At 47.1% G+C, this 14477-nt stretch carries 16 protein-coding genes and 1 rRNA gene; 16 read left to right on the top strand and 1 reads right to left on the bottom strand.

The window, feature by feature from the left end:
- Positions 1 to 20: 20 nt before the first annotated feature.
- Entirely contained in the window at positions 21 to 344 is a 324-nt protein-coding gene (locus ACWXW9_RS09430) for a dehydrogenase (RefSeq protein WP_494929187.1), read from the bottom strand.
- 145 nt (positions 345 to 489) lie between these two features.
- Here ACWXW9_RS09430 and uptA point away from each other — a divergent pair, with 145 nt between their 5' ends.
- From uptA to ACWXW9_RS09350, 16 genes are all read left to right on the top strand, one after another.
- Positions 490 to 1104, top strand: coding sequence for an undecaprenyl phosphate transporter UptA (uptA, locus tag ACWXW9_RS09425; RefSeq protein ID WP_494929186.1), 615 nt, complete (start codon positions 490 to 492; stop codon positions 1102 to 1104).
- Position 1105: 1 nt separating this feature from the next.
- Positions 1106 to 1675, top strand: a complete 570-nt coding sequence (locus tag ACWXW9_RS09420) for a thioredoxin family protein (protein ID WP_494929185.1) — start codon at positions 1106 to 1108, stop codon at positions 1673 to 1675.
- 3 nt (positions 1676 to 1678) lie between these two features.
- A complete protein-coding gene (locus ACWXW9_RS09415; protein ID WP_494929184.1) occupies positions 1679 to 2308 on the top strand; it encodes an MBL fold metallo-hydrolase in 630 nt (209 codons plus the stop codon).
- Between the two features lie 244 nt (positions 2309 to 2552).
- Entirely contained in the window at positions 2553 to 2762 is a 210-nt protein-coding gene (locus tag ACWXW9_RS09410) for a hypothetical protein (RefSeq protein WP_494929183.1), read from the top strand.
- A gap of 80 nt (positions 2763 to 2842) precedes the next feature.
- Positions 2843 to 3229 carry a hypothetical protein gene (locus ACWXW9_RS09405; RefSeq protein WP_025684465.1) on the top strand — a complete coding sequence of 129 codons (387 nt, stop codon included), beginning with the start codon at positions 2843 to 2845 and terminating at the stop codon, positions 3227 to 3229.
- Between the two features lie 366 nt (positions 3230 to 3595).
- Complete coding sequence (gene gatC / locus ACWXW9_RS09400; RefSeq protein ID WP_494929182.1) at positions 3596 to 3883, top strand: Asp-tRNA(Asn)/Glu-tRNA(Gln) amidotransferase subunit GatC; 288 nt, start codon at positions 3596 to 3598, stop codon at positions 3881 to 3883.
- Positions 3884 to 3910: 27 nt separating this feature from the next.
- Positions 3911 to 5368 carry an Asp-tRNA(Asn)/Glu-tRNA(Gln) amidotransferase subunit GatA gene (gene gatA, locus ACWXW9_RS09395; RefSeq protein WP_494929181.1) on the top strand — a complete coding sequence of 486 codons (1458 nt, stop codon included), beginning with the start codon at positions 3911 to 3913 and terminating at the stop codon, positions 5366 to 5368.
- A 26-nt stretch (positions 5369 to 5394) separates the two neighbouring features.
- Positions 5395 to 6840, top strand: a complete 1446-nt coding sequence (gatB, locus tag ACWXW9_RS09390) for an Asp-tRNA(Asn)/Glu-tRNA(Gln) amidotransferase subunit GatB (protein WP_494929180.1) — start codon at positions 5395 to 5397, stop codon at positions 6838 to 6840.
- Positions 6841 to 7001: 161 nt separating this feature from the next.
- Positions 7002 to 7463, top strand: a complete 462-nt coding sequence (locus ACWXW9_RS09385; protein ID WP_494929179.1) for a GNAT family N-acetyltransferase — start codon at positions 7002 to 7004, stop codon at positions 7461 to 7463.
- 76 nt (positions 7464 to 7539) lie between these two features.
- Positions 7540 to 8253: an MgtC/SapB family protein gene (locus ACWXW9_RS09380; protein WP_494929178.1), complete on the top strand. Its 714-nt coding sequence runs from the start codon at positions 7540 to 7542 to the stop codon at positions 8251 to 8253.
- Positions 8254 to 8335: 82 nt separating this feature from the next.
- Positions 8336 to 8989: a hypothetical protein gene (locus tag ACWXW9_RS09375; protein WP_025684458.1), complete on the top strand. Its 654-nt coding sequence runs from the start codon at positions 8336 to 8338 to the stop codon at positions 8987 to 8989.
- Between the two features lie 7 nt (positions 8990 to 8996).
- Positions 8997 to 10400 carry a DUF4097 family beta strand repeat-containing protein gene (locus ACWXW9_RS09370; RefSeq protein WP_494929177.1) on the top strand — a complete coding sequence of 468 codons (1404 nt, stop codon included), beginning with the start codon at positions 8997 to 8999 and terminating at the stop codon, positions 10398 to 10400.
- A 109-nt stretch (positions 10401 to 10509) separates the two neighbouring features.
- Complete coding sequence (gene perR, locus ACWXW9_RS09365) at positions 10510 to 10956, top strand: peroxide-responsive transcriptional repressor PerR (protein ID WP_283653263.1); 447 nt, start codon at positions 10510 to 10512, stop codon at positions 10954 to 10956.
- A 165-nt stretch (positions 10957 to 11121) separates the two neighbouring features.
- Complete coding sequence (locus ACWXW9_RS09360; protein ID WP_494929176.1) at positions 11122 to 12840, top strand: glycosyl hydrolase family 18 protein; 1719 nt, start codon at positions 11122 to 11124, stop codon at positions 12838 to 12840.
- Positions 12841 to 12971: 131 nt separating this feature from the next.
- Positions 12972 to 13826 (top strand): nucleotidyltransferase-like protein, encoded by an 855-nt coding sequence (locus tag ACWXW9_RS09355; RefSeq protein ID WP_494929175.1) that lies wholly within the window; start codon positions 12972 to 12974, stop codon positions 13824 to 13826.
- A gap of 508 nt (positions 13827 to 14334) precedes the next feature.
- Positions 14335 to 14477, top strand: a 16S ribosomal RNA gene (locus ACWXW9_RS09350); the annotation flags it as partial.

Raw genomic sequence — 14477 nt, 5'->3', positions numbered from 1 at the left:
ATATCCTTGGATGCGCAGAACTATCCGCCAAAGGCACTTCTAAAGGCAGTGCACAAAACGGCGCGATCCACCTGCCACAATGCTGCGAGTTCCTCGCTGACATCTTCATCCCACCAGTCGCACAGTAGTCTGCGGTTGCTGTGGTTTTCGGCAATCCAGATGAGGTGTTCGGCGACCTTGCGGCAGTACAGCTCTTCGCCCTGCTTGACCAGATCGGGAGCAATGTGAACGGGCAGACGCTTACAGGTTCGGTACAGCTCTTTGCTGCATGCACGTCGGATACCGCGAGCCGTGGGTAGACGGGATTGCGGATTGTTATGCTTGGGGATTTTGCCGGGAGGCATATCGTACCCCCTCCTCTCTCTCTCTCAACTTATGCGGGCAGAAGAGCGGGGGTCACTCACCTCCCTGTTTGGGCGAAGTGGCGACTTGTTCTGCCGCTGTGATACACTAATGAAAATAGAGAACAGGCAGGGAGTGGGAAGTAAAATGGACCATATATCTAGTATCATTAATTATTTGTTTGAGATCATTCGTAGTCTTGGGTATTTTGGTATTATGCTAGGCTTGATGGTTGAGGTCATTCCAAGTGAAATTGTCCTCGCTTATGGCGGTTTTTTAGTGTCCTCAGGTCATATTAACTTCTTTGGCGCGGTTGTTTTTGGAACTATCGGCGGGGTGCTGGCACAACTGTTTATTTACTGGATTGGACGCTATGGCGGCAGACCAGTATTGGATAAGTACGGAAAATACATACTTATCAAGAAAAGTCATGTCGACCACGCCGAAGCCTGGTTTAACAAATACGGTACAGGGGTGATTTTCACAGCCCGCTTTATCCCTGTTGTGCGTCACGCAATCTCAATTCCTGCCGGGCTGGCTCGCATGAGCGTATGGCGTTTTATTATTTTGACGACGCTGGCAGTTATACCTTGGTCTGTTCTGTTTATATATTTAGGAATGCTGCTTGGAGACAAGTGGGAGCAGATTGACGAAGTGGCAGCACCTTATATCAAACCAATTTTGCTGGTTGCCCTCGCGCTCTTGATCATTTATTTTGTTATCAAATGGATTATGTCCAAAAACAAGAAAGGGAGTGTATAACATGAGTCGTATTAACGTATCGCAATATTTTGGAAAAGGTCTGAGCCCCGAACAGTTTATGGAGGGGATGGAAAAGAACAAGGAAGCCTTCCGCTCCGGGTATGATCAGTTTGTGTGGAACCGTGAAGAGGACCGTGAGTATTTTGAAAGCCTGAACCATCGGGACGACCTGCGTGTACTCATTTTGGCCGCCGACTGGTGTGGAGATGTAGTTCGCAACGTGCCGGTTGTATTCCGTGCGCTGGAGAATAGCGGGATTCCGACTGAAGTATTGATTTTGGAAAATCATCAGGCGCTGATGGACAACTTCCTGACAATGGGCGGACGTGCTGTGCCGATTGTAATTTTTGCGGATACAGGGGGCCATGTACTGGGTCATTGGGGACCACGTCCTGCGCATGTCCAACAAATTATGATCGGGTTCAAACGTGAAAATCCGGATCGGGAAGCCGATGATTATCAGGAAAAAATTGCGGTGGCCCGTAAAGAAATGGCTGAGAAATATGGGGAGGGAACCGAGGTTCATCCTGTGATTGTTCAGGAATTGCGCGAGCTCATCTCGGGATTTTAAAATATGACGTTGTCTATTCGCAGCTTTAATTTGGGCCCGCTCCAAACGAACGCCTATTTGCTTCAGGGGGATGACCCGCAGCGAGCCGTTATCATTGATCCTGGTATGAATCCGGGTCCTTTGCTGAGAGCCATTGAGTCACTGGAGATTGAAGCCATCTTGCTGACCCATGCTCATTTTGATCACATCGGTGGAGTAGATGAGATTCGCAAAGCGAAGGGCTGTCCGGTGTATCTGCACCCTTTGGAGCAGGACTGGCTTGCATCCCCTAAATTAAACGGCTCTTTGATGTGGCCGGAGGCATCCCCGCCGATCTCGACGGAGCCTGCCGAATACGATTTGGCGGAAGGTCAGCAATTGGACCTGATCGGGCATACATTCAAGGTATTCCATACACCTGGGCACTCACCCGGAAGCGTCAGCTTTTTGTGTGTTAAGGACTTGTTCTCCGGGGATGTATTATTCCGTCAGGGTGTCGGCCGCACAGACCTGACCGGTGGGCGGGAACGGGACTTGTACGATTCGATTCAGAACAAATTGTTCCCGCTCGGGGATGACGTTACGGTGTACTCCGGACACGGTCCCAAAACGTCTATTGGTTATGAAAAAGCCAATAATCCGTATATCCGGTAAAACGTGATGAATGTTTTCAGTTGGGGCAGAATCAAAGCTGTGACAGGTTCTGCCTCATTTCGACAATAAATTATCAATAATGTATAGACAAAGGTTTTTATTTTTGTTAACATACACATATTGAAGTTACATACTAAACTCGCGAAGCACGCAAGCTGTGGATGAATCCCGGTTTGCGTTCTTTTTTTTGCCCATTAAGAGGATAAAGAGGCATTTGGCCGTCAGATCACAAGGGGGAGCATGAATGAAAAGGAAGTATATATCTGGGTTACATCGTGAGAATGGAGATAGCCGCCATTTTTCCATAAAGACAGGAGATAGAGCTTCTGTGCAAGGTTCTGAACCGAAGGTAATTACCTGGAAAAAGGTAACAAAACAAGGCGGAACCATTGCACAGAATTGGCACACAAGGCTGAATGAGCACAGGCTGGGACGTGGAGATGGACAGTTTTGAAGATACATAGATGATATAGACAAGCTACTTTTTTTTTAGTAGACTTAGCAGATAAGTTCAGACAAACGGGGGGGCTAACGATGCATCATTTAGGAACTAGAATTATGATCGTCGCGGATGCTTTTGAGCAGAATCTTCCTGTGGGCGAACATGGTTATATCATTGCTTACGACCGTAATGCGGACAATGCTTTTGACTATGTCATTCGCGTCCCGAAGGTGAATCGCAATTTTTTCGTACCATCCGGGGACATTGAGCTGGAAGAAAGTATTTTGAAGCTGGAAGCCGAGCGGATTGAGCGTGAAGCGCTGATAGATTATGCTCTTGCTACGCATAACGAGAAGCTGTTCAGACATGTGATGAACGGTGGTCTTGATTCGGTAGAGGCTGAGGAAGAAGAAACCGCGACAGAATTGTTGTCACAGGCTGATTTTATTAGACAAGTTAATTTACGTGCTTGGATATAGGGGTCGGCTCATGCCGACTCTTTTTAAAAATATATAATTGGCACGTTCTTAGCTCCTATCGCTTTTCGAAAGAGCACCGAGAGGTGCTTTTTTTATATACATTTAGTAGCATTTTACCGCCAGGTAACACAGTTTGCTTCTGTACCGCGTCAAAGATTGAATTGTAAAGGGTTCTATCCTATAATTAAAAACGTTATTTCAAAGTTCGGTGCAGCATTTTTGATATCAGGATTTTGCAAAATTCGATTCCAGTCGCTCCGAAGTGCAATATATAGACGAACTAGACCATTTCGATCTATATATTGTTCATTGGAAGTCGCTTATTGGATTTTTGCAAAATCCTCTTATACACGAGGAGGTTTTTGAATGAACATTTCCACGGAAGATGTCCGTCACGTAGCCAAGTTGTCCCGGTTGAATCTGACCGCAGCCGAGGAAGACACGATGACAGGGCAATTGAACGCCATTCTCCACTATGCGGAGAAGCTGAATGAGCTGGATACGGAACAGGTAAAACCGACCACTCATGTGCTGCACGTCAGCAATGTCATGCGGGACGACGAAGTTCGCGAAAGTTTGACACACGAGCAAGTGATGCGCAACGCGCCTGAAGAAGAAGAAGGACAGTTTAAAGTTCCTGCTGTTCTGGAATAGATTTCACATTTGAAAGGAGGATGCAAATTGAGCTTGTTTGATAGCACATTGCCGGAAATACATAACAAGCTGCATCAAAAGGAAATTTCCGTGAGTGACCTGGTAGGACATGCTCTGGAGACGATTGGTGCGCGGGAAGACAAGATCAGGGCCTATATTACGGTTGACGAGGAGCAGGCACGTGCATCCGCACGTCAGCTTGATGATCATCTGATCTCGGGAGAGGAACGCGGGCTGCTGTTTGGCCTGCCGGTCGGCATTAAGGATAACATCGTGACAGAAGGGCTGCGTACAACGTGCGGCAGTCAGTTTTTGAAGAATTTTGATCCCGTGTACGATGCAACGGTTGTCGGCAAATTGCGTGCGGCGCAAACCGTGACATTGGGCAAAATGAACATGGACGAATTCGCGATGGGCGGCTCTAACGAGAATTCCAGCTTCTTCCCAGCACGAAATCCTTGGGATCTGGAACGCGTTCCCGGAGGCTCCAGCGGCGGCTCGGCTGCAGCTGTAGCAGCGGGCGAGGCTTACTTCACCCTCGGCTCCGATACAGGCGGCTCCATTCGCCAGCCCGCTTCTTATTGCGGCGTAGTCGGCTTGAAGCCAACGTATGGTCTGGTATCACGTTTTGGTTTGGTGGCCTTTGCTTCTTCTTTGGACCAAATTGGACCGATTACGAAAAATGTTCAGGATTCGGCGTACATACTGCAAGCCATTGCAGGCTATGATCAGAAGGACTCCACTTCTGCGAAGGTAGACGTTCCTGATTACTTGAACGCTTTGACCGGAGATGTAAAAGGACTTCGTATTGCTGTACCAAAGGAGTATCTGGGTGAGGGTGTGGATCCACAGGTCAAGGAAAAGGTGCTGGACGCGCTGAAAACACTGGAAGGACTGGGCGCGGTATGGGAAGAGGTCTCTCTTCCACACACTGAATATGCGGTAGCCACATACTATCTGCTGGCTTCATCCGAAGCATCGTCCAATCTGGCCCGTTTTGACGGTGTACGCTATGGCGTACGCGCAGACAATCCGGACAACCTGCTGGATCTGTACCATCAGTCCCGCACGCAGGGCTTTGGCCCCGAGGTGAAGCGCCGGATTATGCTGGGCACCTATGCGCTGAGTTCCGGGTACTATGATGCTTACTACCTGAAAGCACAAAAAGTGCGTACACTGATCAAACAGGATTTTGATCGTGTGTTTGAACAATATGATGTCATTATTGGACCTACTGCGCCGACAACAGCTTTTAAAATCGGTTCGCAAGTGGATGATCCATTAACGATGTATTTGAACGATATTTTGACGATTCCAGTGAGTTTGGCTGGAGTGCCGGCCATCAGCATCCCTTGTGGCCTTGCGGATGGATTGCCGGTTGGACTGCAAATTATCGGAAAAGCCTTTGACGAGTCTTCCGTGCTGCGTGTAGCACATGCCTTTGAACAAAATACCGAATTTCACAAGCAGCGTCCGCAACTGTAATTTGCCGAAAAGGAGGGAACCCATTCATGTCTACAACTACATCCAAATATGAGACGGTCATCGGACTGGAAGTCCATGTGGAACTGCATACGAAGTCTAAAATATTTTGCGGATGCTCGACATCCTTCGGAGCACCGCCAAACTCGCATACATGTCCTATTTGTCTTGGGCATCCGGGGGTACTGCCGGTATTAAACCGTCAAGCCGTTGATTATGCGATGAAAGCGGCGATGGCGCTTAATTGCACGATTGCTGATGTGAGCAAGTTTGACCGCAAAAACTATTTTTACCCTGATTCACCCAAGGCTTACCAAATTTCGCAATACGATCAGCCGATCGGAGAACATGGCTGGATTGATATTGAAGTGAACGGCGAGACAAAGCGTATCGGCATTACCCGACTGCATCTGGAAGAGGACGCAGGCAAATTAACACATGTCGATGGCGGCTATGCGTCTTTGGTTGATTTTAACCGTGTCGGTACACCGTTGGTCGAGATCGTTTCGGAACCGGAAATATCTTCACCGGAAGAAGCCAAGGCTTACCTGGAAAAAATACGTGCGATCATGCAGTATTGTGACGTATCCGATGTGAAGATGGAGGAAGGCTCGCTTCGCTGCGACGCGAACATCAGCCTTCGTCCGCATGGACAGAAAGAGCTAGGTACTAAAGCAGAGCTAAAAAACATGAACTCCTTCCGTGGCGTACAGCGCGGATTGGAATATGAGCAGTTCCGCCAGGAACAAACGCTGGAGGAAGGCGGAACGATTGTACAGGAGACACGTCGTTGGGATGAGGCCCAAGGTAAAACTCTGTCTATGCGCGGTAAGGAACAGGCGCATGACTATCGTTATTTCCCGGACCCGGATCTCGTTACGCTGCATATTGATGCAGAATGGAAAGAACGCATCCGTACTTCGATTCCTGAACTGCCTGACCAGCGTAAAGCACGCTACACCTCGGAATATGGATTGCCTGAGTATGACGCACAGGTCATTACGTCTTCCAAGCCACTGGCCGATTTGTTCGAGGATAGTCTTCAATACACGAAGGATGCCAAAGCAGTATCCAACTGGATGATGGGGGATTTGCTCGGCTATTTAAATAGTGCCGGTGTGGAGCTGTCGCAGGTTAAACTGACAGGTCGAGGCTTGGGTGAAATGATCGGACTGCTGGAGAAGGGGACGATCAATAGTAAAATCGCCAAAACGGTCTTCAAGGAAATGCTGGAGAGTGATAAACTGCCCCAGCAAATTGTTGAAGAAAAAGGGCTAGTGCAAATCAGCGACGAGGGCGCGATCCTGACGATCGTCGAACAGGTAGTAGAGGCTAACCCGCAATCGGTTGAGGATTACAAAGCTGGCAAGCAGAAGGCCATTGGCTTCCTGGTTGGTCAAGTGATGAAGGAGAGCAAGGGCAAAGCAAACCCTGGCCTCGCCAACAAGCTGCTGACGGAAGTGCTAAACCGCTAATGGCATAGATTTGAAAGGGGCTTGTCTTATAGGGACAGGCCCCTTTTTGTATAGGCTCTGATGAGAGCTGCTGTACAGAGTTTGGAAGCGCAATGACATGTTACGAGTTTTTCTATAGAAAACAGCAGCGTAGCTGCCCTAAATAAAAGGAGGGATACAGCATGATTAGCATATGTTCACTGGAAGACGATGAAATGGTCAGCCAGATATGGCGTCTTCAGCACATCGCCTACAGGCTGGAGGCCGAGCGAATCGGTTTTGATGAAATACCACCCCTTATGGATACGTTTGATACGCTGCGAAGCTGCGGAGAGACATTCTATGGCTGGATTGAGGACGGCGACCTGTTAGGGGCGCTGGCGGTGCAGTCTGAGTCACCCGATTCACTCACTCTTACACGTATGATGGTTCATCCGGATCATTTTCGCAAAGGGATTGCCGACTCCTTAATGAAGCATGCTTTGAACGAATATCATCATATACCGCTGTTCAGCGTATCTACAGGAACTTTAAATGCTCCTGCGGTGGCCCTTTATCGAAAACACGGCTTTCGCCCCGTATCGGCGGTAGAGGTGGCTCCAGGCGTGGAATTAACCACATACCACCTGCATAACGTGAAATAGCACTCCAATAGCCTTAATAGCACAGAAACCACGAACCCGGCGAGGGAAGCACAACATAACCGGAGAAAGGAGCTTTATGGATAATCCTTGGGTTTTAGACAATTGGCATATCATTTTACGTCTTTTACTGTCCATGCTCCTCGGCGGATGCATTGGCTTTGAGCGCGAGCATTCAAAGCATGCGGCTGGTTTGAGGACTCATATTATGGTCAGTCTCGGTTCGACGCTTATTATGCTGCTCTCCATTTACGGCTTTGCCGATTTTATCAAGGAAGCCAATGTACGTATTGATCCGGCTCGCTTGGCTACGGCTGTGATTACGGGAGTGGGTTTTTTAGGCGCTGGAACTATTATATTTACAGGCAAGTCCATCACTGGTTTAACGACAGCCGCCTCCATCTGGGTCGTAGCAGCCATTGGCCTTGGAGTCGGAGCTGGGTTTTATTTTCCATCTATTGCGGCAACTGTGCTTGTATTTCTAAACTTATGGGTGTTTAACAAAATCGAATTGCGGTATATGCGTGGACGACAACGTCATCTTATAACACTGTACGGATTGTCATCCCATAGATTGCTGGAGCAAATTTCGACTTATTTAGAGCAAGAAAAAGTGGAAATACGTAAAATAGTGATTAAAGAGCATGAGAATGTCCCTTTTCACGAACTGCATCCAAATCGGCAGAGCATGGAGGTTTCCTTGGAAGTACTGGCTCGCCGCGATTTTAATCCAGTGCGTATTGCAGCCGATCTCAGGCAGTGGGAGGATGTAGCGGCAGTTTCCGTGGAATGAGGGTTTACCACATTTTTTCCAGTTACTCTTGAATCCGATTGGGGTACTATCTAACCATTGGAGCATTTGCTGCGGATCACGCATGGAATTCAAAGGGGAGGATGGCATGAACTCGGAACAACCGTTACTGTCTGGAGAGGGACAACAGTCACCGGAGCCGGAACAGCGGGAACACCCCAAACAGGGTAAACGTTTTAAATACGCTAAATTTCGCAAAGTGATTGCCATTATCATGGCAGCATTGTTACCCGGCCTGGGCCATCTTTTTTTAGGGCTGTTCATTAGAGGGCTTACATTTATCGTATTGCTTCTGTTAGATATTTTTGCGATGCTGTATGTCGCTTCTGACGGCTTGAGAATTAACATTCCGTTGCTTATTTTGCTCGGTTTGTTCATTCCTGTTTTATATTTTTATAATGTATATGACGTGTTACAATCAGCGGATTATATGGTCCGCTATCGCCGTAAGCCGGATCGTTATGCACAGATGGACGCACGAGGGCAGCAGAGCAGCCCATTTTATGTCTGGGAGAGAGGTTTGTCTTTTGCCGTGCTGCTCGTGGCGGGTGGCGGACTTATGATTCTGTTTCGTATGAAACCACGCTGGCTGGGCAACTTTTTCGAGGACTATGGCTTTTTGACGTTAGCTATTTTATTAATGCTGATCGGACTATTAGTCTTCTTGCGAGAAGTCGGCTTGTCGGTCAAACGTAAAAAGGTAAAGGAAAGAGGGTGAAGCTGGCGTGCACCGCAAAATAAGAGTCGGGCGCTACACCTCTTCGCTTCTGTTGATGGCTGTAGGCGTTCTGCTTATCTTGGATGTTGTCCAACATACCGAATATATGCTTCAGCTCCTCGTATGGTGGCCCATTATCTTTGTGCTGTGGGGACTGGAGTATCTGATTTTTTTTGGCGTGTACTACCGCAAGGAGGGCAGGCCCGACAACGGACGACGTTTCAGACCTGATCTGAAGGGAATTGTCTCCGCATTGGTTGTGGCCGCCGCTGTTTTTATCGTGACCCAGCAAAATCATTATATGTATCTGTGGAACAGGGTAAGTTTGAATCTGACCGCGGCGTCCATGGATTTTAGTCAGGCGAAAGGAAATCGATATGATATGGGCGGCGTACTGGTGCCTGTAACGATGCAGACGTCCGATTTGGTAGTTGATTCGGTCAATGGAGATGTAACGCTGATCAGACGTCCTGTGTCCAATGTAGAGGTACGTGCGACCCTGTGGGTGGATCAAGCGCCTGCTGCCGAAGCGGACAAGATTGCTCAAGCTTCCTCGCTGACTTCTACTGACGGCAAGACTATTCAGATTCGTCCAGAGGTGCAGTCATACGGAGCATCGAGCAGACGCCAGCCCCGTACGAACATGCTAATTACAGTGCCGGAGGATCGGCGATTTAATATGCAGATCAGAACCTCCAACGGGGATATTACCCTCAACGGAGTAGATGCCATCGACAGCATCCGGCTGGAGAGCGGGAACGGGAATTTGACGGTTAATGATGCTATCGGCAATGTCAAAGGAGTCACCTTGAACGGTCGGATCAAATTGCATCGTATCACCGGAGATGTAGATATGCGAACCAATCGCGGTGATATGCAGGCAGGGGATATTGAAGGAACGGTTTCGCTACGCACGATGGTAGGCGACATTCAGCTTGCCCGCTCGGAAGGTGATATTACGGTTGATACCCAAAATGGTGACATGAACGTTCTGAATCCCACAGCCAAGCTGAATGCAAATTCGCTCAATGGCGGGATCAAGGTGCACAGCGAGCAGGTAGGTGGAGATTGGAAAATATACAGTGCTGTCGGTGATATTGCGTTGGATCTTCCGTCGAATGGTGACTTTCAGCTGGAGGGGTCCAGCAGTTACGGCAATCTTCGATCAGACTTCCCTTTTAAAATAGATAGTAAAAGTATCTCAGGCCAAAATGGGACAGGTAAGTACTCGATCAACGTGGAAGGCAACAGTAATTTAACGATCAAGAAGCTACTAATGCCATCGCTGCCTGGCTTGGACGAGTCGGCAGGAACGAATGTGCCTAATGCTTCAGGAACGCCTGCGGCTCCATCTGAATCTCCCGCTACCGGAGCCTCTAACGGGTCATCCAGCGATAATGCGGCGCGTTGACAAGAAACTTGAATTGACCGTACAATGTGAATAGACGTACAACGTGAATAGAATGTAAAATAGTTGTAATAAAGCAAATCGTAAGTAAGGGATAAGGCGGTGGACATATATGGCAGCTCGCGTCCAGCATGCTTTGGAACTTCTAAAGAAGACAGGTGTACGCATAACACCCCAGCGCCATGCCATATTAAACTATTTGATGGAATCTATGGGACATCCGACCGCTGATGAAATATATCGTGCGCTCGAATCCAAGTTTCCAAGCATGAGTGTGGCTACGGTTTATAATAACTTAAAGATGTTTATAGAAGCGGGTATGGTACATGAGTTGACCTATGGAGATAACGCCAGTCGTTATGATGCCAATGTTTCGGAGCACTATCACATCATTTGCGAAAAATGCGGAAAGATTGAAGATTTCAGTTATCCGTATTTGGCAGTTGTGGAACACCATGCCTCGTTAGAGACAGGTTTCGAAGTGCATGGACATCGTATGGAGTTATACGGAGTGTGCAAAGCTTGCATGAACAAGGAAATTCAGCAAAATAAGGAATAGAAGTTTTTCGGTGCGGTATGTATATATTGTAATGGGTTGGAAACGTGAGAAATTCCCCACAAGCGGGGATTTACCGCGTTTTTTTGTTTAAATAACTTGTCTGTCAGCAACCAGTTCAGTTTACGTTATCCTGTAATTCAAAGTTCCGACAATGGAGGTTGAATATTGGCCAGAAATCATTCCAGACGCCGCCGTAAACGTTCACGTTTCAAAGGGGCTACAAGCTTGCTGTTGTTCGCAGCGATCATCTGCGCAATTACTGTCGTATGGTTCGGTAATCCACTGCATGAAAAACCCGATTGGCAAGGCAGTATCCGCCCCATTTTTATCCAGGGAAAGCTAACCGGGTATGAAGCTCAAAACTCTGGCAAGAACATGCTGGTACCACTCAAATTTGTGCAAAGTAAAATCGATCCAGCGATTCGTTACGAGGATGACAGCCAAACTATCATTTTGGCTACGAGGCAAAATTTGCTACAAATGACCGTTTCCAAGCCGCAGGGGGAATTGAATGGAACATCATATATGCTCAGCGCAGCTCCCCAGATTATTAGTGGATCGGTTTATATACCTATGCAAGCTGTCCGTGAAGTATATGGTATATCCGTTCATGAAGACACAGTGACGGGTGCAGTCATCCTGATGAAAGCCGGAGAGAAAGTCAAACAGGGGAACGTGGAGAAGAAGGATGGACGACAGGATGCCAAAATTGCTTTGCGTAAAGAAGCCTCCAGCCTGTCTTTTATTTTGACGGATATACCTCAACAAACGAAGGTGCGCATTTGGTCCAAACAGGCTGATTGGTATTTTGTTCAACTGGATAACGGCTACGCTGGATATGTGCAGGCGGCCAACATCTCTGAAGGGGAGGAGCTTACGGTCGCCCCGGCTAAAGATACTCCATCTATCTCGGAGAAGCACTGGGAGGGAAGACCTGTGAACCTCGCCTGGGAGGCTGTTTACAACCGTAAACCCGATCCTTCCAAATTTGACCCTATGCCTGGAGTGAATGTGGTGAGTCCCACCTGGTTCAGTGTCATAGATAATGAGGGCACCGTACAAAGCAAAGCCGACCCTGCCTATGTCAGTTGGGCGCATCGCAAGGGGATGGAAGTATGGGGCTTGTTGAGCAACAGCTTTAACCCTGAATTAACGACGGAGGCCTTGTCTACCTTTGAACGACGAAAATCAATTATAGAACAGATGATTACACTTGCCGAGAAAAATGGTCTAGACGGTATCAATATTGATTTTGAAAATGTTCATACGAAGGATGGACCCAATGTTACCCAGTTTTTGCGGGAGCTTAAGCCGATGGCACGTGAACATGATTTGATATTATCTATTGATGTGACACCTAAATCTCAAAGTGAGATGTGGTCTGCATTTCTGGATCGAAAATCATTGGGGTCGATTACGGATTATCTCATGGTTATGGCCTATGATGAGCATTGGGCTGCCAGTCCGAAGGCTGGTTCTGTCGCCTCACTGCCATGGGTGGAAGCATCAATCAAGCGAATCATTCAGGAGGATGAAGTACCGCCTCAAAAGGTCGTCTTGGGCATTCCGTTATACACTCGTGTATGGTCTGAAACACCTAAAGGAGACACCGTCAAAGTTAGCTCCAAGTCGCTTGGTATGGAATCAACAGCGGGGATTATCGAGAAATTTAAGCTGAAGCCTAAATTCAGAGCCTCGGAAGGCCAGAATTATGTCGAGTATACTGAAGACGGTATTGTCAAAAAGATTTGGCTGGAGGATCGTGTGTCTCTGGAAGCGAGGGTGCAACTTGCCAAGTCATTGAAACTCGGGGGAATCGGTGTATGGAACCGAACCTTTGCAGATCAGACCGCCTGGAATACGCTAAAAGAAATAAGTAAATAAAACTTAAAATTTTTAGAATTGAAGAAGGAAGTTTCTTTTTTATGTAGAAATGTTCACATATATCCAAATTTAGCGGTAGTAGCCGCCTTACAGGTATGGAGGGTGAAGTGCAGCTAACCAAATTAAGCTTGATGTATGATGAATTGTTGCAGGAAGATTCGATCGGCATTATTTCGTATAGAAAGCCGGGCGAATATTTTCATGGAGCCACGCTGTACGATTTTGATGAACTCATTCTAATTATTGGAGAAGGCCAGAAGCCAGCCCGTGCCATTCAGCATTTACTGATTAATGGATTAAGATGCCAGGTGTTGCACGTAACACTCAGTTGTTTGAAAGGCTGGATTATCGCTGGTGAACATGCCAACATAATAGATTATTTACTGGAAGGCCGTATTCTGTGGGAACGGGACGAGAGAGTCAGTCTGTTAAGGCGGGAAATCATCGAATTCAACGACCCGTTACGGGAGCAAAAGCAATTTCATGAGTTCGCCCGTTTTCTGGTTAATTACGTTCATGGTAAAAGAGCAATGCGAGAAGGTCGGATTATTGACGCTCACCAAAGTATTTTGAAGGCGTTGGATCATTGGGCATCCATTGAGCTTATTAAACGGGGAATTTATCCGACGGTTCACTTGTGGGTTCAGATACAGCCGTTGGATCGAACGATCTACAAGCTGTACAACGAACTCACGTTAAGTACGGAAACCCTTGAGCAGCGGGTTGAGCTTGTGTTGCTTGCTTGCGAATTTTCAGTGATGTCTAAAATGGAGGAGTGCTCAGCACCACTATTCCGCATACTAGGCAGCAGACGGGAACCTTGGTCCATAGATGAGCTTATTAATCATCCTGAGCTAAAAAATCTCCAACTGGATCTTACTGTAGTGCTACGCAAGCTCGTATACCGCTCACTGATCAGGGAATCGGTTGGCGGGAATCTCAGAGATCGCGGACACCATAGTGAATTACGTTATTCCCTTATTTAATTGATGCATCGAATCAGCGGGAAGAAGGTCCGTTAAAACGGATTTTCTCCCTTTTTTTATGTGTGACTGACTCGAATTGAGGCTCAAAACATAAAATTTGTCGTTAAAGGTTGACGAGTTTATAAAAGATATGCTAAGTTATAACTCGCCCCATTAAGCGGCATGAATAATTTAGACCTGTTTACAGCAGGATAAATATGTTGCAAACAAGCATGAAAATAAATTTTTAAAAAATGCTTGACGTAAAATGAGGTTATGTGTTACATTATTTAAGTCGCCGCTGAAACGCGGTGGTGAAACGAAGTAAGGCAAAAGCAAGGCATCATATAGGTTTGATCTTTGAAAACTGAACAACGAGTGAGTAAATGATTTTGTTCGCAAAATCAACCACTAAGATTTCGATATATACCGCAAGGATGTATGAAATCGGAGTGAAAAAGAGATATTTTATCTCGTCAGTTTCAAAATGAGCATATCGCTCTTTCTATATACCAACTTCGGTTGGTTTTTAATGGAGAGTTTGATCCTGGCTCAGGACGAACGCTGGCGGCGTGCCTAATACATGCAAGTCGAGCGGGGTTATGTTAGAAGCTTGCTTCTAACATAACCTAGCGGCGGACGGGTGAGTAACACGTAGGCAACCTGCCCATC

The organism is Paenibacillus sp. LT-B23, assembly GCF_059417685.1.
The sequence above is the reverse complement of the archived record's forward strand: the minus strand, read 5'-3'. Positions and strand labels throughout refer to the sequence as shown.